This is a genomic window from Crossiella sp. NPDC003009 (assembly GCF_053591555.1).
This window is the reverse complement of record NZ_JBSFUA010000005.1, coordinates 140,354-156,675: the sequence shown is the minus strand read 5'-3', so window position 1 is coordinate 156,675 and position 16,322 is coordinate 140,354. Positions and strand designations below refer to the sequence as shown.

General features: G+C 73.8%; 14 protein-coding genes. 7 read left to right on the top strand and 7 right to left on the bottom strand.

Annotated features, from left to right (window positions below; genetic code table 11):
* Positions 1-69: 69 nt before the first annotated feature.
* The 5 genes from ACWDY5_RS08350 to ACWDY5_RS08330 all read right to left on the bottom strand — a co-directional run bounded on the left by ACWDY5_RS08350 (position 70) and on the right by ACWDY5_RS08330 (position 4,344).
* A complete protein-coding gene (locus tag ACWDY5_RS08350; protein WP_449721587.1) occupies positions 70-1,248 on the bottom strand; it encodes an alpha/beta hydrolase in 1,179 nt (392 codons plus the stop codon).
* Between the two features lie 43 nt (positions 1,249-1,291).
* Positions 1,292-1,678: an RlpA-like double-psi beta-barrel domain-containing protein gene (locus ACWDY5_RS08345; RefSeq protein WP_449721586.1), complete on the bottom strand. Its 387-nt coding sequence runs from the start codon at positions 1,676-1,678 to the stop codon at positions 1,292-1,294.
* 61 nt (positions 1,679-1,739) lie between these two features.
* Complete coding sequence (locus ACWDY5_RS08340) at positions 1,740-2,648, bottom strand: LysR family transcriptional regulator (protein WP_449721585.1); 909 nt, start codon at positions 2,646-2,648, stop codon at positions 1,740-1,742.
* Positions 2,649-2,672: 24 nt separating this feature from the next.
* On the bottom strand, positions 2,673-3,587 hold the full coding sequence (locus ACWDY5_RS08335; RefSeq protein WP_449721584.1) for a hypothetical protein: 915 nt from the start codon (positions 3,585-3,587) through the stop codon (positions 2,673-2,675).
* Positions 3,588-3,675: 88 nt separating this feature from the next.
* A complete protein-coding gene (locus tag ACWDY5_RS08330) occupies positions 3,676-4,344 on the bottom strand; it encodes a biliverdin-producing heme oxygenase (RefSeq protein WP_449721583.1) in 669 nt (222 codons plus the stop codon).
* Positions 4,345-4,599: 255 nt separating this feature from the next.
* On the opposite strand from ACWDY5_RS08330, the gene ACWDY5_RS08325 reads away from it, so the two are divergent.
* Positions 4,600-5,193, top strand: coding sequence for a dihydrofolate reductase family protein (locus ACWDY5_RS08325; RefSeq protein WP_449721582.1), 594 nt, complete (start codon positions 4,600-4,602; stop codon positions 5,191-5,193).
* A 1-nt stretch (position 5,194) separates the two neighbouring features.
* Here ACWDY5_RS08325 and ACWDY5_RS08320 read toward each other — a convergent pair whose 3' ends face one another.
* The gene (locus ACWDY5_RS08320) at positions 5,195-5,827 is read right to left on the bottom strand and encodes a TetR/AcrR family transcriptional regulator (protein ID WP_449721581.1); all 633 of its coding nucleotides are present in this window, start codon (positions 5,825-5,827) and stop codon (positions 5,195-5,197) included.
* A 148-nt stretch (positions 5,828-5,975) separates the two neighbouring features.
* Here ACWDY5_RS08320 and thrS point away from each other — a divergent pair, with 148 nt between their 5' ends.
* The 6 genes from thrS to ACWDY5_RS08290 all read left to right on the top strand — a co-directional run bounded on the left by thrS (position 5,976) and on the right by ACWDY5_RS08290 (position 13,910).
* Positions 5,976-7,997 (top strand): threonine--tRNA ligase, encoded by a 2,022-nt coding sequence (gene thrS, locus ACWDY5_RS08315; RefSeq protein WP_449721712.1) that lies wholly within the window; start codon positions 5,976-5,978, stop codon positions 7,995-7,997.
* A 44-nt stretch (positions 7,998-8,041) separates the two neighbouring features.
* Positions 8,042-10,534, top strand: a complete 2,493-nt coding sequence (locus ACWDY5_RS08310) for a PEP/pyruvate-binding domain-containing protein (protein WP_449721580.1) — start codon at positions 8,042-8,044, stop codon at positions 10,532-10,534.
* A gap of 174 nt (positions 10,535-10,708) precedes the next feature.
* Positions 10,709-11,260, top strand: coding sequence for an HIT family protein (locus tag ACWDY5_RS08305; protein WP_449721579.1), 552 nt, complete (start codon positions 10,709-10,711; stop codon positions 11,258-11,260).
* A gap of 93 nt (positions 11,261-11,353) precedes the next feature.
* Entirely contained in the window at positions 11,354-11,962 is a 609-nt protein-coding gene (pgsA, locus tag ACWDY5_RS08300; RefSeq protein WP_449721578.1) for a phosphatidylinositol phosphate synthase, read from the top strand.
* Positions 11,959-12,810, top strand: coding sequence for a phosphatidylinositol mannoside acyltransferase (locus ACWDY5_RS08295; RefSeq protein WP_449721577.1), 852 nt, complete (start codon positions 11,959-11,961; stop codon positions 12,808-12,810). Before pgsA ends, ACWDY5_RS08295 begins: the two co-directional genes overlap by 4 nt.
* Positions 12,807-13,910 (top strand): glycosyltransferase family 4 protein, encoded by a 1,104-nt coding sequence (locus tag ACWDY5_RS08290; protein ID WP_449721576.1) that lies wholly within the window; start codon positions 12,807-12,809, stop codon positions 13,908-13,910. Before ACWDY5_RS08295 ends, ACWDY5_RS08290 begins: the two co-directional genes overlap by 4 nt.
* A 257-nt stretch (positions 13,911-14,167) precedes the next feature.
* Here the strand turns inward: ACWDY5_RS08290 and ACWDY5_RS08285 are convergent, their stop codons facing one another.
* Positions 14,168-16,252, bottom strand: coding sequence for an elongation factor G-like protein EF-G2 (locus ACWDY5_RS08285; RefSeq protein ID WP_449721575.1), 2,085 nt, complete (start codon positions 16,250-16,252; stop codon positions 14,168-14,170).
* Between the last annotated feature and the right edge of the window lie 70 nt (positions 16,253-16,322).

Sequence of the window (16,322 nt, the reverse complement as noted above, 5' to 3'; positions counted from 1 at the left end):
GTGATGTTCGCCGGGCGGGGCGGTGCGCGCCACCCAATTACCCGGCACGGGCGGCCCTGCGGCGGGTGGTCACCAGGGCAGGGACAGGCGGGCGCGCAGGAGCAGCTCGACCGTGCGGCCGCGGGCGGGGCGGGGGAGCGCGGACAGGCGGGCGGCCAGTGCGGGCAGGCCCCGGTGGGCGCCCGCGGCGACGGCGGCGGTGGCGGTGAGCGCGGCCAGGGGGTGGGAGTCCAGGGCGCTGTGGCCGATTCCGTTGAGCGGCACCAGGACTCCGCCCGGGGCCAGGTCGGCGATCTGGGCGGCGATCACCCTCGGGGTGCGGATGTCGCGCTCGCCGGAGAGCACCGCGACCGGCCAGCTGAAGCCGGGCAGCTCGGCCGGCAGGTCGAAGGGCTCGCCGGAAAAAGCGGGAAAAGCCTTGGCGCGCTGGGCAAAGGACAGGTTGACGTCCAAGGGGAGGCCGTCCGGGGCCGGGGCGTAGCCGAGCTCGCGGAAGGCCAGCACACCGGCCAGGTCGAACTCCATGAAGTACGGCGTGTTCTCGGTGACCTCCTTGCCGCCCAAGCCGTGCAGCCACCGCCACAGCGCCTGGCCGCGGCCGGCGGCCAGGCGGTCCAGCAGGCGGCGCACCTGGGCCGGGCCGCCGTACTCGTGCACCAGCTGGATCACCGCGCCGGTCTCCTCGGCCGTGACCGTGCCCGCCTCGACGAGCTCGCGGAGCCCCCGGGCGTCGAGGTACCGGCGGCGCAGCTCGGCGCGCTGGACCCGGCTGTCGTGGGCGGTGAGCATCGGCGAGTCCAGCACCATGCCCGCCACCCGGTCCGGATGCCGGACACCGAGGCCCTGCGCCAGATAGGTGCCGTAGGAGCAGCCGTAGACGACCACCCGGTCCAGGCCGTGGTCATCCAGCACGGCGGCCAGGTCGTCCACCACCTGGGTGATGGTCAGCGCCTCGGGCGGCAGGTCGCGGCCGCGGTCGTCGGTGCGGGACAGGCCGATGCCGCGGTGTTCCACCATCAGCACGTCCAGGCCCCTGGCCGCGGCCTCGGCGCGCAGCCGTGCGTACGGCAGCACCGAGGCCAGGCCGGGACCGCCGGGCAGGACCAGGATCGGGGCGGGGGCGGCCGGGGGTGGACTCAGCCGGACGTGGTGCAGGTCGAACCGGGCCGCGCCACCGGGTGTCACCGGCCTGCGCGTGGCGCGCACGCCCGGCATCCGCCGCAGCCGCTCCGCGGTGTCCGTGGTCACCACCCCCTGCCCCGACCCTACCCAGCAGCGGGGCGGCCGCGAGTCAGTTGAGCCGTTCGACCCGCACCGCCAGCACCCCGGCCGACTGCGGGGCCAGCACGCCGAAGGCGGCCCAGGTCAGGTTGACGCAGCGGTCCGGGTGCGCTTCCGCGTTCGGGCTGAAGTCGTTGACCCGCACCTCAACCGACTTCTCCGACCCGGTCCAGGTGACCCGCAGCAGCGTGTTGTGCCCCCAGTCCCGCGCGCCGGTGGTCATGGCCAGCCGGTCGAACTTCTCCCCGTAGGCGGTCATCCGATCGGGTTGGCCTTCCACCCCGTACCAGGAGGCCTTGCACTCCATCGCAGGCGGACCGGACGGGTCGGCGGCCGCGACTCCGGGGTGCAGCGCCAGCAGGGCGACGGGGATGAGGGCGAACAGGCGGCGTGGCATGGGTTTTCCTCCGAGCTGACCGTCCACCGTGGACGGTCGCCCCAGAGTAGTCGATCTTGATTTAGCCGAGTCCCTCGGCGGTGCGGCGCAACTCGGCCAGGGTGTCGGCCACCAGTGGCCGGTGCTCGCTGCCGCGGCGGATCGCGGCGAAGACCCGCCGCACCGGGGCCGGTGCGGCCAGCGGCCGGGTCACCGCGCCGGCCAGGCGCACCCCGTACAGCGCCGTGCGCGGCACCAGCGCGACCCCGGCGCCCGCCCCGGCGAGTGCGGCGGTGGCCCGGAAGTCGGCGGAGTAGTGCGTGATCCGCGGCGTGATCCCGGCGTGCTCGCAGGCCAGCCGCACCACGTCGTAGACCGGGTTGCCGGGGGAGGGGCTGATCCAGTCCTGTCCGGCCAGCTCGGCCAGGGGGATCTCCGCGGCGCGGGCCAGCGGGTGCGCGGCGGGCAGCACCGCGTCGAAGGGCTCGGCGTAGAGGGCGACCCTGGCCACCCGCTCGTCGTCCTCGCGCGGCGCGCCCCGGTACTCCACCGCCACCGCCAGGTCGACCTCGCCGTCCATCAGCATCGGCAGGCTCTCGTGGCCCTCGGCGTCACGCACCCGCACCGCCACCCCCGGCGCGCGCTCGCGCAGCGCGGCGATGGTCGGCGCGACCAGCAGCCCGATCGCGCTGGCGAAGGCGGCCACCACGATCTCGCCGGTGCGGCCGCTGGCGTGCGCGGCCAGCGCCGCCTCGGCGCGTTCCAGCTCGGCCAGGATCGTGTTGGTGTGGCTGAGCAACAGCTTGCCCGCCGCGGTCAGCTGGACCCGCCTGCCCCGGCGTTCCAGCAGTGGCTGGCCGACCTCGGTCTCCAGCGCGGCCAGGTGCTGGGAGACCGCGGACGGCGTCACGTACAACGCGTCCGCGGCCGCCGTCACCGTGCCGTGGTCGGCCAGCGCGCGCAGCATGCGCAGGCGGCGGAGGTCCAGCACGACCTCAGCCCTGCGCGCGGTGGGTCACGCGCAGACCTTCCAGTTCGAGTCCTCCTTGACCAGCGACAGCGACTGCTTCCCGGTGGGCTGGCCCGCGGAGGTGATGTCGATCATGGCCATCCCGGTGGTCGCCATGGCCGTCACCTTGGCCACGGTGACCGTGGCGTCCGGGACGTGCTTGACCACCTTGCCCTCCGCCTTGTTCTTGTTCAGCTTCTCCACCATCGCCGCGCAGGTGAAGGGCGCGTACTCGGACACGGGGGTCTTGCCGCCGGAGCGGAGATCGTTCTGCCATGCCCCGGCGAAGCCGGTGACCACCGTGCGGGCCGCGGCCGCCTCCGGGCCGGAGTCGCCGCCGCCGGTGTCCCCGCCGCTGCCGCCGGTGGGCGCCACGCTGCCGCCCGCGCTCGGCCGCACCGACCCGGTGGTCAGCCTCGGCCGGGAGGTGGCGGTGACGGCGGCGTCGCTGGGCGGCGCGGCCACCGTGTTGGACGGGGTCGGGTCGTCGCCGGAGAAGGCGTAGATGCCGCCGATGATCCCGCCGACCACGACCACCACGGCCGCGACCGCGATGCCGGCGATCAGGCCCTTGTTCGGGCCGCTGGGCGGCGGCGCGCCGAAGCCGCCCTGCTGCTGGTAGCCGCCGAACTGCGGGTTCTGCTGGTACGGGTCCTGGCCGAAACCGCCCTGCGGCTGGCCGGGCTGGCCGGGCTGCTGGCCCCAGCCCTGCTGCTGCGGGTCGGGCTGGCCGTAGCCGGGCGGCGGCTGCTGGCCGAAGCCGGGCTGGCCGCCGGTCTGCGGGTAGCCCGGCTGCGGCTGGCCGCCGGTCTGCGGGTAGCCGCCGGGCTGCTGCGGCTGGCCCCAGCCCTGCTGACCCGGCTGCTGGCCGTGGGGGTCGGGCTGGCCGTAGGGGCCTGGCTGCTGGGGCGGGTAGGTCACCGGGTACTCCTGCGGAAAATGTGGGGGGCGGGAAAGCCACCACAGTCTGACGCAGACCGGTGATCCTTGTGGTCCGAACGGGTCAAAACTACGCGACCAGGTAGGCGGGCAGGTCGCGGCCCAGGTCGTCGAAGACCTCGATGTTGTGCCGGTAGGCCACGACCGCCTCCTCGATCACCCTGCGCTGCTCGGCCGGGTCGAAGGGCAGCAGGTCGAGCATCTCCCGGTAGCCGTCCTTGAACCGCTTCACGTTCTTGATCAACGGGAAGCTGTAGGCCGAGGCGCCTCGGTCGCCGGGCAGCTCGTAGGCGCGGACCACGCAGCGCTGGATGATCTGGCCACCGGAAAGATCGCCCAGGTACCGGGTGTAGTGGTGCGCGATGAACCCGCCCGGCCAGTCGAAGCACACCTGGCGCATCCGGGCCAGGTAGCGCAGGGTGGCCGGGCTCGGCGTGACCCGCTCCCGCCAGTCCAGGCCGAGCAGGTAGGCCAGGTCCTCGGCCAGCGCGGGCACCCGGCTCAGCTCGGGCAGCACGAACCGCCGCCCGATGGGGTCGGCGCGCATGACCTGCGCGGCCTCCTCCAGCACCGAGTAGGCGAAGTACTGCTGCGCCACCATCTCGGCGTACCCGGCGCGGCTGAGCTTGCCGCCCAGCATCGCCGCCACGTACGGGGAGTGCTGCGCCTCCGCGTGGTCGCCGCGGGTGCGCGCCCGCAGCTCGGCGGAAAACCGCGGTGGCTCAACGACTTCGGACATGATCAGCCTCCTCCTGGCCCGGCTTCGAGTGTGCTGGCCGGGCGGCCGGGGGGTCAAGGGTTTCACGACAGGTTGTCAGAATATCCTGACGAGGTGTCAGAACCCTGCCGTGCCCTTTCAGGCTAGGTTAGGCTTACCTAAGTTGACAAGGGCGCGAGTGGGTGTGCTCCAGGTCACTTCGGGTGAGTCGATGAGTTTCCGCTGGACCGGCGGTCTGTCCTGGCGTAACCACAACGAAGACGGCAGGAGCACCCCATGCGCATCGTGGTCAGCGAGTTCATCAGCCTGGACGGCGTCGTGCAGGCCCCCGGCGGCCCGCAGGAGGACACCGACGGCGGCTTCGCCCACGGCGGCTGGTCGCACCCGTTCTTCGACCCGGAGGTGGTCGGCGGCTTCTTCGACGAGGCGCTGCGCACCGCCGACGGCCTGCTCTTCGGCCGCCGCACCTGGCAGGTCATGGCCGGGGCCTGGCCGGAGCGGGCGGGCGACCCCTTCGCCGACCGGATGAACACGCTGCCCAAGCACGTCGTCTCCGGCACCCTCACCGAGGCGGACCTGACCTGGAACACCACCCTGATCCCGGCCGATGACCTGGTGGACAGGGTGCGTGCGCTGCGTGCGGCCGAGGGCGGCGACCTGGTGGTCATGGGCAGCCCGAGCCTGGTGCGCGCGCTGCTGGCCGAGGGCCTGGTGGACGAGCTGCGGCTGGTGCACATGCCGGTGCTGCTCGGCGGCGGCAAGTCGATCTTCCCGGCCGACGGCGGCAAGCGAGCCCTGGAGCTGGTGTCCACGGTCGCCGCCGCCACCGGCGCGCAGGTCAGCGTCTACCGCCCGGTCCAGGAGAGCTGAGCTAGCGGCGGGGGAGCTTGCGCGGCTTCCCGCCGGGGCCCAGCCGCGCGCCCACCCCGCGCAGCACGAACGCCACCGTCTGCTCGGTCGCCTCGGCCAGCGCGGACTCCGCCAGCCCGGCCAGGCTGCGCCCGCTGACACACGCGGTGACCAGCGGCACCAGCGCGTCCAGGTCCGCCTCCGGCAGGTAGCCCTTGGCCATCCCGGCGGCCAGCACCCGGCGCAGCGTGGCCTCCAGCTCGGTCACGTGGTCCAGCACCCGGCTGCGCCCCTGCTCCGACAGCAGCGGCCGCAGCGCGGAGCTGGGCGGCATGTGCCGGGTGGCGAAGACCCGGATGTGCAGCCGGACGTAGGTGGCCAGCTTGTCCACCGGGTTGTCCAGCTCGGCCAGCGCCGCGGTCAGCTCGCGCAGGTAGCCGCCGGTCTCGTGCTCGGCGAAGGCGAGCAGCAGCGACTCCTTGTCCGGGAAGTAGTTGTACATCGCGGTGCGGCCCACCTCGGCGGCCGCGGCCACCTCGGCCAGGGTGAGCGCGTCGTAGCCGCGTTCGCCGGCCAGCCGGGACAGCGCGGCGAAGATCCGCTCCCGGGTCTGCTCCCGGTGCTCGGCCAGCGAGGCGCCGACGATCTTCGGCATGCCTGCCAGGATATGCCCGGCACATCCGTGGCGGGGGACGGCGGATAGCATCGGGGCTCCTCGGGCGCCCGCGCCCGCAGTCGTCTCGATGTCCTAGGAGTCCGTCGTGTCCCAGTTGAGTCCCGCGCCCGCCGTGCTCGCCTCGCGTGTGACGGTGCCAGCCGGGACTACCGCAGGCGCGGCGCTGCGCGAGCTGGAGGCGCCGAACAAGGGGCCGCAGGCCGTCATCGTGGTGCGCGACCCCGAGGGCAACCTGCGCGACCTGTCCTGGGCCCCGGCCGCCGACACCGAGGTCGAGCCGGTCACCGCCGACTCCGCCGACGGGCGCAGCGTGATCCGGCACTCCGCCGCGCACGTGCTCGCCCAGGCGGTGCAGGAGCTCTTCCCCGAGGCCAAGCTGGGCATCGGCCCGCCGGTCAAGGACGGCTTCTACTACGACTTCGACGTCGCCCGCCCGTTCACCCCCGATGACCTGGCCGCGCTGGAGAAGCGCATGAAGCAGATCATCAAGGGCGCGCAGCGGTTCTCCCGCCGGGTCTTCGGCTCCCAGGAGGAGGCCAAGGCCGAGCTGGCGGGCGAGCCGTACAAGCTGGAGCTGGTGGACATCAAGTCCGATGTGGACACCAGCGAGGTGATGGAGGTCGGCGGCGGCGAGCTGACCATCTACGACAACCTCGACCCGCGCAGCGGCGACAAGGTCTGGGCCGACCTGTGCCGCGGCCCGCACGTGCCCACCACCAAGTACATCCCGGCGTTCAAGCTGATGCGCTCGGCCGCGGCCTACTGGCGCGGCAGCGAGAAGAACCCGCAGCTGCAGCGGATCTACGGCACCGCGTGGGAGACCCAGGAGGCCCAGGACGCCTACCTGGAGCTGCTGGCCGAGGCCGAGCGCCGCGACCACCGCAAGCTCGGCGTGGAGCTGGACCTGTTCAGCTTCCCCGACGAGATCGGCTCCGGCCTGGCCGTGTTCCACCCGCGCGGCGGCGTGATCCGCAAGGCGATGGAGGACTACTCGCGGCGCCGCCACGAGGAGGAGGGCTACGAGTTCGTCTACAGCCCGCACATCACCAAGGGCGGGCTGTTCGAGACCTCCGGCCACCTGGACTGGTACCGCGACGGCATGTACCCGGCGATGCACCTGGACGCCGAGTACGACGAGCAGGGCAAGCTCCGCAAGCCCGGCCAGGACTACTACCTCAAGCCGATGAACTGCCCCTTCCACGACCTGATCTTCCGGTCCCGGGGCCGCTCCTACCGCGAGCTGCCGCTGCGCATGTTCGAGTTCGGCTCGGTCTACCGCTACGAGAAGTCCGGCGTGGTGCACGGCCTGACCAGGGTGCGCGGCATGACGCAGGACGACGCGCACATCTTCTGCACCCCGGAGCAGGTGCAGGAGGAGCTGAAGTCGTTGCTGGGCTTCGTGCTCGGCCTGCTCCGCGACTACGGCCTCGACGACTTCTACCTGGAGCTGTCCACCCGCAACGAGGAGAAGTACGTCGGCTCCGACGAGGTGTGGGCACAGGCCACCGAGGCGCTGCGGGTCGCCGCCGAGGACTCCGGCCTGGAACTGGTGCCCGACCCCGGCGGCGCGGCCTTCTACGGGCCGAAGATCTCGGTGCAGGCCAAGGACGCGCTGGGCCGCACCTGGCAGATGTCCACCATCCAGGTCGACTTCAACCTGCCGGAGCGCTTCGAGCTGGAGTACACCGCCGGCGACGGCTCCCGGCAGCGGCCGGTGATGATCCACCGCGCGCTCTTCGGCAGCATCGAACGCTTCTTCGGGGTGCTCACCGAGCACTACGGCGGCGCGTTCCCGGCCTGGCTGGCCCCGGTGCAGGTGGTCGGCATCCCGATCGCCGACGAGCACGTCGAGCACCTGATGCAGGTGAAGAAGGCGTTGCGCGCCAAGGCGATCCGGGTCGAGATCGACGCCGGTGACGACCGCATGCAGAAGAAGATCCGCAACCACACCACGCAGAAGGTGCCGTTCCTGCTACTGGCCGGGGCCAAGGACGTGGAAGCGGGCGCGGTGTCCTTCCGGTTCCGGGACGGCACCCAGATCAACGGGGTGCCGGTGGACACCGCGGTCGAGCTGATCGCCACCTGGGTCGACCGGCGGGAGAACGGCAGCCCCACCGCCGAGACGGTCAGCCCGCTGCTGCCGCAGTAGGCGGTTTCGCCCCGCGCCCATGTGTTGCCTGGCAACATATGGGTATGAGCGTTGGGGTGGTGCTGCCGCTGGGGGCGGAGCAGGCTGACCTGCACACGGTCGGCGGCAAGGGCGAGTCACTGGCCACGCTGGTCAGAGCGGGCGTGCCGGTGCCGCCGGGCTTCCACGTCAGCACGGCGGCCTATCGCGGCTTCGTCGCGGGCGGCCTGGAGGAGACGATCCGGGCCGCCCTGCGCGCCGAGCCGGAGGAGGCCTCGGCGGCCATCGCCGAGGCCTTCGAGCGGGCCGCGTTCCCCGCCGCGACCGCCTCGGCGATCCTGACCGCCTACGCCGAGCTGGGCAGCCCCGCGGTGGCGGTGCGCTCCTCGGCCACCGCGGAGGACCTGCCCGGCCTGTCCTTCGCCGGGCAGCAGGACTCCTTCCTCAACGTCACCGGTGAGGAAGCCCTCCTGGACGCGGTGCGCCGCTGCTGGGCCTCGCTGTGGACCGCCCGCGCCATCGGCTACCGGGCCCGGCACGGCGTCACCGGCGAGCACGCCCTCGCGGTGGTGGTCCAGGAGCTGGTGCCCGCGGAGTCGGCCGGGGTGCTGTTCACCGCCAACCCGCTCACCGGCGCGGCCGAGGAGATCCTGATCAACGCGGCCTGGGGGCTCGGCGAGTCGGTGGTCGGCGGCCAGGTCACCCCGGACAGCTATGTGCTGCGCGGCGACAGGGTGCAGCGGCAGGTCGCGGACAAGACCGTGCGCACGGTGCGGGTCCCCGGCGGCACCAGGGACGAGCCGGTGCCCACCGACCTGCGCTGGCTGCCCGTGCTCACCGACGAGCAGGCCAGGGAGCTGGCCGCGCTGGGCAGGCGGATCCACCAGCTCTACCGCCGCCCCACCGACATCGAGTGGGCCTGGCACGACGGCCGCTTCGCCATCCTGCAAGCCCGCCCCATCACCACCGTCACGCCGGAGACCTGGAACGACTCGCTGCGCGGGGACTACCTGTGGACCAGCGCCAACCTGGGCGAGGCGGTGCCCAGCGTGATGACCCCGGCCACCTGGTCCCTGGCCCAGGCGGTGTCGCTGACCTCGATCGGCGGGCACCCGATGGCGGGCAACATCGGCGGCCGCTTCTACCTCAACCTCAGCCTCAGCCTGGGCATGGCCGACGCGGTGGGCGCGGGCCGCTTCGCCCGCCGCGCCAACGAACACCTCCTGGGCCGCATCGACGACGACCCGCCGCGCCTGCCGGAGTCCCGGCTGAAGCTGATCCGGCTGGCGCTGCGCACCGGCCGCACCGAGCTGCGCGCCGAACGCGAGCTCCGGAAACGCCTGCCCGAGCTGCTGGCCACCGGCAGGCAGCGCTGCCGCGACCTGCGCGCCCGGATCGCCGCCACCGGCACCGTCGCCGACCTCGCCGCGCTGTGGGACAGCGAGCTGGCCGGGCTGCTCGCCGACGCCCGGCTGCTCTCCGCCGCCGCCCGCACCGTCGGCGTGGACCAGTCCCGGGTGCGCGCCCGGCTGGCCCGCCTGGTCGAACCGGCCGAGGCGACCGCGCTGCTCAGCGGCGCGCACGGCGCGGGCGGCGAGCTGGCCAGCCTCGGCCCGGTGCTCGGCCTGGCCGAGCTGCGCGCCGGCCGGATCGACCGGGACACCTTCGCCGACACCTGGGGCCACCGCGGCCCCGACGAGTTCGAGGTCTCCAGCCCGCGCCCCGCCGAGGACCCGGCCTGGATCGACCGGCAGCTGGCCACCCTCGGCACCGGCGAACAGGACCCCTCCACCCTGCTCGCCCGCCAGGCCCAGACCCGGCAGGCCGCCTGGCACCGGCTGCGCACCCGCCACCCCCGCCAGGCCGCCAAGCTGGCCCCGAAGCTGGACAAGGCGGCCAAGACAGCCCGCCGCCGCGAACTGGCCCGCTCGGAGTTCGTCCGCGCCTTCTGGGTCTTCCGCGCCTTCCTGCTGCGCGCGGGCGAGCTGACCGGACACGGCGAGGACCTGTTCTTCCTGCCCGTGGCCGACACCGTGCGGGTGCTGCGCGGCGACACCGGACCCCTCGCCCCGGTCCCGGCCCGCCGCGCCGCCTACCAGCGCTACCGCACCCTGCCGCCCTACCCGACCGTCATCCGCGGCCACTTCGACCCGGAGACCTGGACCGCTGACCCCAACCGGCGCATCGACCGCTACGACGCCCGCGACACCACCACCGGCCCCGCGGCCGAGGGCCTCATCCGCGGCTTCGGCGGCGTCGCAGGCGTGGTGGAGGGCGTGGTCCGGATCCTGCGCGAGGTCGAAGACGGCGAGCGACTGCGGCCCGGCGAGATCCTGGTGACCACGGTGACCAACGTCGGCTGGACCCCGCTGTTCCCGCGCGCCGCCGCCGTGGTCACCGACGTCGGCGCCCCGCTCTCGCACGCCGCGATCGTGGCCCGCGAGCTCGGCATCCCCGCCGTGGTCGGCTGCGGCGACGCCACCACCCGGCTGCGCACCGGCGACCGGGTACGCGTGGACGGCGGCCAGGGCACGGTCACCGTGCTGCCCTCTACGTGATAGGGCCTGCGTGCGGGGCCTCGCCCGCGATAGCCGCGCCGAGGCGGCCCCTGGCGGCACGGCCGGACCACCCGAATACGCCCTGTATGAGGGCGGTCCGGCCGCACCGCCAGGGACCACCTCGATCACGACTCTCCCGGACGAGGCCCCACACGCAGGCCCTAGGATCGATTCATGGGTGAGCCGGAGCTGGACGCGCAGGAGGGCATCGGGATTCCCGACCCGTTGCAGCGGTTGTGGACCCCGCACCGGATGGCCTACATCCGCGGCGAGGGCAAACCGGCCGACGCCGAGCCGACCGGCTGCCCCTTCTGCCAGGTCACCGCCCTCGACGACCCCAACGGCCTGGTCATCGCCCGCGGCGAGCTGGTGTTCGCGGTGCTCAACCTGTACCCGTACAACCCCGGTCACCTGATGGTGCTGCCCTACCGGCACATCCCGGACTACACCGACCTGGACCCGGCCGAGACGGTCGAGTTCGCCGAGTTCACCCAGCGCGCCATGCGGGCCATCCGGCACGCCGCCGCCCCGCACGGGTTCAACATCGGCATGAACCAGGGCACCGTGGCCGGGGCCGGTATCGCCGCGCATCTGCACCAGCACGTGGTGCCGCGCTGGGGCGGGGACGCCAACTTCATGCCCGTGGTCGCGCACACCAAGGTCCTGCCGCAGCTGCTCGGCGAGACCCGCGAACTGCTCGCCGGGGCCTGGCACGAGGTCGGCTGAGCCACCCCGGTGGCCGGGCCAGGCGCGGGTTAGGCTGGCGTCACCAGGTCCTTTGCCCACGCCGGTCACCGGAAAGTCGATGCCGAACAGCCGATGCTGAACATCTTCGCCCGCGCGTCGGTCGCGCGCGTCACCGATCCGGTCGGGTCCTGGCTGCTGCGCCGCGGGCTGACCCCCAACGCGATCACCGTGCTGGGCACCACCGGCACCGTGCTCTCCGCGCTGTGGTTCCTGCCCCGCGGCGAACTGCTGCTGGGCACCGTGGTGGTCACCCTGTTCACCCTGTTCGACCTCATCGACGGCGCGATGGCCCGCGCCCAGGGCAACGGCACCCGCTTCGGCGCGGTCCTGGACGCCAGCTGCGACCGGATCGCCGACGGCGCGCTGTTCGCCGCCATCGCCTGGTGGGCCTTCGTCGAGGCCCAGGACCGGGCCCTCGGCGCGGCGGCGCTGCTGTGCCTGGTCACCGCGCAGGTCATCTCCTACGTCAAAGCCCGCGCCGAAGCCACTGGCCTCTCCGCCGACGGGGGTCTGGTGGAGCGGGCCGAACGGCTCATCCTGGCCCTGGTCGGCACCGGGCTGACCGGGCTGGACGTGCCCTACGCGCTGGACATCGCGCTGTGGCTGCTCGCCGCGCTGTCCGTGCTCACCGTCGGCCAGCGGCTGCACGCGGTGTACCGCAGCGCCAAGGCGGCCCAGTGACCGCTGTCCGCGACCGGCTGATCGACACCGGGTACGCGGCGGGCTGGCTGCTCACCCGCGCCCTGCCCGAACCCCTGGCCCTGCGCCTGTTCACCGCGATCGCGCTGCGCGCCGAACACCGCGCCACCGGCACAGGGCTGCGCCGCAACCTGGCCCGCCTGGTCACCCCGGACCGCCTCGACGACACGGTGCGCGCGGCCCTGCGCTCCTACGCCCGCTACTGGGCCGAGACCTTCCGGCTACCGGCCCAGGACCCGGCCGCGCTGCGCCGCCGGGTGCACGTCACCGGGGTCGAGCACCTGGACGCCGCCCGCGCCGCCGGTCGCGGCGTGCTCCTCGCGCTGACGCACAGCGGGAACTGGGACGTGGCCGGGATCTGGCTATGCGCGCACGCCGGCCGGTTCACCACCGTCGCCGAACGCCTGCGCCCGGAGTCGCTGTACCGCCGTTTCCTGGCCTACCGCGAGTCCCTCGGCTTCGAGATCCTGCCGCTGTCCGGCAGCGCCCCGCCCGGCCGGACGTTGCTGAAACGCTTGCGCGCCAACGGGATCGTCTGCCTGCTCGCCGACCGGGTGGTCACCGGGGCGAGCGTCCCGGTCACCCTCTTCGGCGAACCAGCCCGGTTGCCCTCGGGTCCCGCGCACCTGGCCGTGGCCACCGGGGCCGCGCTCGTCCCGGCCGCCACCTGGTTCACCGACGGCGGCTGGGGCCTGCGCTTCCACCCCGCGCTACCGGTCACCGATATCGCCCGGACCACCCAGCTTCTCGCCGACGCTTTCGCCACCGACCTGGCCGCGCACCCCGCCGACTGGCACATGCCGCACCCGGTGTGGACGGCCCCGAGGTGAGGATCGGCCTGGTCTGCCCGTACTCCTTCGACGTGCCCGGCGGCGTGCAGACCCACGTGCTCGACCTGGCCCGCGAGCTCCGCCACCGCGGCCACCAGGCCCACGTGCTCGCCCCGTCCCGCCGCACCGACCTGCCCGACTACGTCACCCCCGCCGGTGGCGCGCTCGGCATCCCCTACAACGGCTCGGTGGCCCGCCTGGCCTTCGGTCCCAGCGCGTTGCGCCGCGTCCGGCACTGGCTGCGCCGCCACGACCCAGACCTGCTGCACCTGCACGAACCGGCCGCCCCCAGCCTGTCCCTGCTCGCACTGGCCGTCACCGACCGCCCGGTGGTGGCCACCTTCCACACCAGCTCCCCGATCACCCGCACCCCCCTCGAACCGCTGCTGAGACCGTTGTTGCGCAAGATCACCACCCGGATCGCGGTGTCCGAGGCCGCCCGCGCCACCCCCGGCATGACCGAGATCCCCAACGGCGTCAACACCGCCCTGTTCGCCCACGCCAGCCCACTCCCGCTGCCCACTCCCGCGATCGGCTTCCTCGGCCGCTTCGGCGAACCCCGCAAAGGACTCCCGGTCCTGCTCGCCGCCGCCCGCGCCCTGCTGCCCAGCCACCCCGGCCTGAACCTGGTCATCGCCGGCGCGGGCGAGGCCGCCGCACTCCGCCGCGCCGCCGGCCCGGAGCTGTCCGCCCGCCTCACCCTGCTCGGCCAGGTCGACGAGCAGACCAAGGCGCGGCTGCTGCGCGGCGTGGACCTCTACTGCGCGCCCAACCTCGGCGGCGAGAGCTTCGGCATGGTCCTCACCGAGGCCATGGCCGCCGGCGCACCCGTGCTCGCCAGCGACCTGGCCGCCTTCCGCCGGGTGCTGGGCGGCGCGGGGGAGACCTTCCCGGTCGGCGATCACGTTGCCCTGGCAGGGAAACTCGCCGCCCTGCTGGCCGACCCGGCGCGCCGGGCGGAGCTGTCAGCGGCCGGCCGGCTCCGGGCCCGCCGCTACGACTGGGCCGTGGTCGCCGGGCAACTGGCGGAGGTCTACCGGTCCGCGCTCACCGCGCCACGCCTGGTCCCGGCCGGACCGCCCGCTCCCAGGCCTCGGTGATCAGCGCGCACACCCGCTCCGGCTGTTCGACCGAGTGCGGCGCCACCGGTCCTGGGCGGGCGGCGCAGCCAGTACGCCCGGTGCGCGGACAGCACGAACCCGGCCGCGATCGGCGCACCGCCGAAAACCCAGGCGAAGGCCGGCGCTGCCGGATCCGCCCCGGCCTGCCGCGCCAGCGCACCGTCTCACCCGCGTACTCCGCGACCCCCATGACCCGACGCTACCCAGCGTGGCCACACCCGGGCACGAAGCGTTGTTCAGAGCTTGGCCGCGATCGCCTCCGGCAGCGGGTCGTAGCGGGCGAAGCGGCGGGTGAAGGTCGCGGTGCCGGAGGTCAGCGAACGCAGGTCGATGGCGTAGCGCAACAGCTCCACGCACGGCACCTCGGCGCGGATCATGGTCCGGCCCGCGCCCGCGGCCTCGGTGCCCAGCACCCGGCCGCGGCGGCCGGACAGGTCGCCCAGCACGGTGCCCAGGTGGTCATCGGGCAGCAGCACCGCGACCTCGTCCACCGGTTCCAGCATGGCGATCCCGGCCGCGGCGGCCGCCTCCTTCATGGCCAGGGAGGCCGCGGTCTGGAAGGCGGCGTCGCTGGAGTCCACGCTGTGCGCCTTGCCGTCGATGAGGCTGACCCTGATGTCCACCACCGGATAGCCGGACTGCAGGCCCTTGGCCATCTGGGCGCGCACGCCCTTCTCCACGCTCGGGATGAACTGGTGCGGCACCGCGCCGCCGACCACCTTGTCCACGAACTCCAGGCCCGCGCCGCGCGGCAGCGGTTCGACCACCAGGTCGCACACCGCGTACTGGCCGTGCCCGCCGGACTGCTTCACGTGCCGCCCGTGGCCCTGGCCCGCCTTGGCGAAGGTCTCCCGCAGCGGCACCCGCACCGGCTCGGTGTCGACCTCGGCGCCTCCGGCGCGCAGCCGCTGCAGCACCACGTCGGCGTGCGCCTCGCCCATGCACCACAGCACCAGCTGGTGGGTCTCGGCGTTGCGCTCCAGCCGCAGCGTCGGGTCGCTGGCGGCCAGCTTGGCCAGGTTGCGGGCCAGCACGTCCTCATCGCTGCGGGTGCGGGCCAGCACCGCGATCGGCAGCAGCGGCTCCGGCATGTCCCACGGCCGCACCAGCAGCGGGTCCTCCGGCGCGGACACGGTGTCCCCGGTCTCGGCGGAGGTCAGCTTGGTCAGCGCGCACACGTCACCGGCCACGCAGTAGGGCACCTCGCGCAGGGTCGCGCCCAGTGGGGAGTAGACGTGCGCGACCCGCTCGTCGGTGTCGTGGTCCTCGTGGCCGCGCTCGGCCATGCCGTGCCCGGAGATGTGCACCGGCCGTTCCGGGCGCAGCGTGCCGGAGAACACCCGCACCAGCGACACCCGGCCCACGTAGGAGTCCACCGCGGTGCGCACCACCTCCGCGACCAGCGGCCCGTCCGGGTCGGCGGCCAGGCGGGGGCGGGGGATGCCGTCGGTGCCGGTGACCTCGGGCGGCTCGTGCTCGGCGGGGGAGGGGAAGGCGCGGGTGAGCATCTCCAGCAGCTCGGGCACGCCGAGACCGGTGGTCGAGCACACCGGGATAACCGGGTGGAAGGAGCCGCGCGCCACCGCGGTCTCCAGGTCCGCGATCAGCACCCCCTGGTCCAGGTCCTCGCCCTCCAGGTAGCGCTCCATCAGGGTCTCGTCCTCGCTCTCGGCGATGATCCCCTCGATCAGGATGTCCCTGGCCAGCGCGAACTCCTCGGCCATCGACTCGGGCGGGCTGCCGGTGATCAGCCCGACCAGCCCGGTCAGTGACCCACCCTCGCGAATCGGCAGGTACAGCGGCAGCACCCCGTCGCCGAAGGCCTCCCGGCAGGCCGCGGTCTCGGCGTCGATGTCGGCGCGCTGGTGGTCGCAGCGGGCGATGACCACCGCGCGCGGCATGCCCACCGCGGCGCACTCCTGCCACAGCGCGACCGTGGTCGCGTCCACCCCCTCCGCGGCGCACACCACGAACAGCGCGGCGTCGGCGGCGCGCAGCCCGGCGCGCAGCTCGCCCACGAAGTCGGCGTACCCGGGGGTGTCGATCAGGTTGACCTTGACCTCGCCGTGCATGAACGGGGCCACCGACAGCCCGACCGAGCGCTGCTGGCGCACCGCGGCCGGATCGTGGTCGCACACCGTGGTCCCCTCGGTCACCGAGCCGGTGCGGTTGATCACCCCCGCCGCGGCCAGCAGCGCCTCGGTGAGCGTGGTCTTCCCGGAGCCGGAAGGCCCGACCAGCACGACGTTGCGCACCTTGGTGGGGTCGGCTACAGCGACCTGGCCGCCGGCGTGGCCGTTGTCAGCGTGCTTGCTGCCCATCGGAGCTCCACCTCCCGAACGCGGCCGGCCTGCTCCGGCCGCGCGTTGGATGTGTCCGATCTCACACCCG

Bases quoted from the DNA above. Each gene is read 5' to 3' on its own strand.
- ACWDY5_RS08345 (WP_449721586.1), bottom strand. From the start codon at position 1,678: ATGCCACGCCGCCTGTTCGCCCTCATCCCCGTCGCCCTGCTGGCGCTG.
- ACWDY5_RS08330 (WP_449721583.1), bottom strand. From the start codon at position 4,344: ATGTCCGAAGTCGTTGAGCCACCGCGGTTTTCCGCCGAGCTGCGGGCG.
- ACWDY5_RS08325 (WP_449721582.1), top strand. From the start codon at position 4,600: ATGCGCATCGTGGTCAGCGAGTTCATCAGCCTGGACGGCGTCGTGCAG.
- ACWDY5_RS08320 (WP_449721581.1), bottom strand. From the start codon at position 5,827: ATGCCGAAGATCGTCGGCGCCTCGCTGGCCGAGCACCGGGAGCAGACC.
- ACWDY5_RS08310 (WP_449721580.1), top strand. From the start codon at position 8,042: ATGAGCGTTGGGGTGGTGCTGCCGCTGGGGGCGGAGCAGGCTGACCTG.
- ACWDY5_RS08305 (WP_449721579.1), top strand. From the start codon at position 10,709: ATGGGTGAGCCGGAGCTGGACGCGCAGGAGGGCATCGGGATTCCCGAC.
- pgsA (WP_449721578.1), top strand. From the start codon at position 11,354: ATGCTGAACATCTTCGCCCGCGCGTCGGTCGCGCGCGTCACCGATCCG.
- ACWDY5_RS08285 (WP_449721575.1), bottom strand. From the start codon at position 16,252: ATGGGCAGCAAGCACGCTGACAACGGCCACGCCGGCGGCCAGGTCGCT.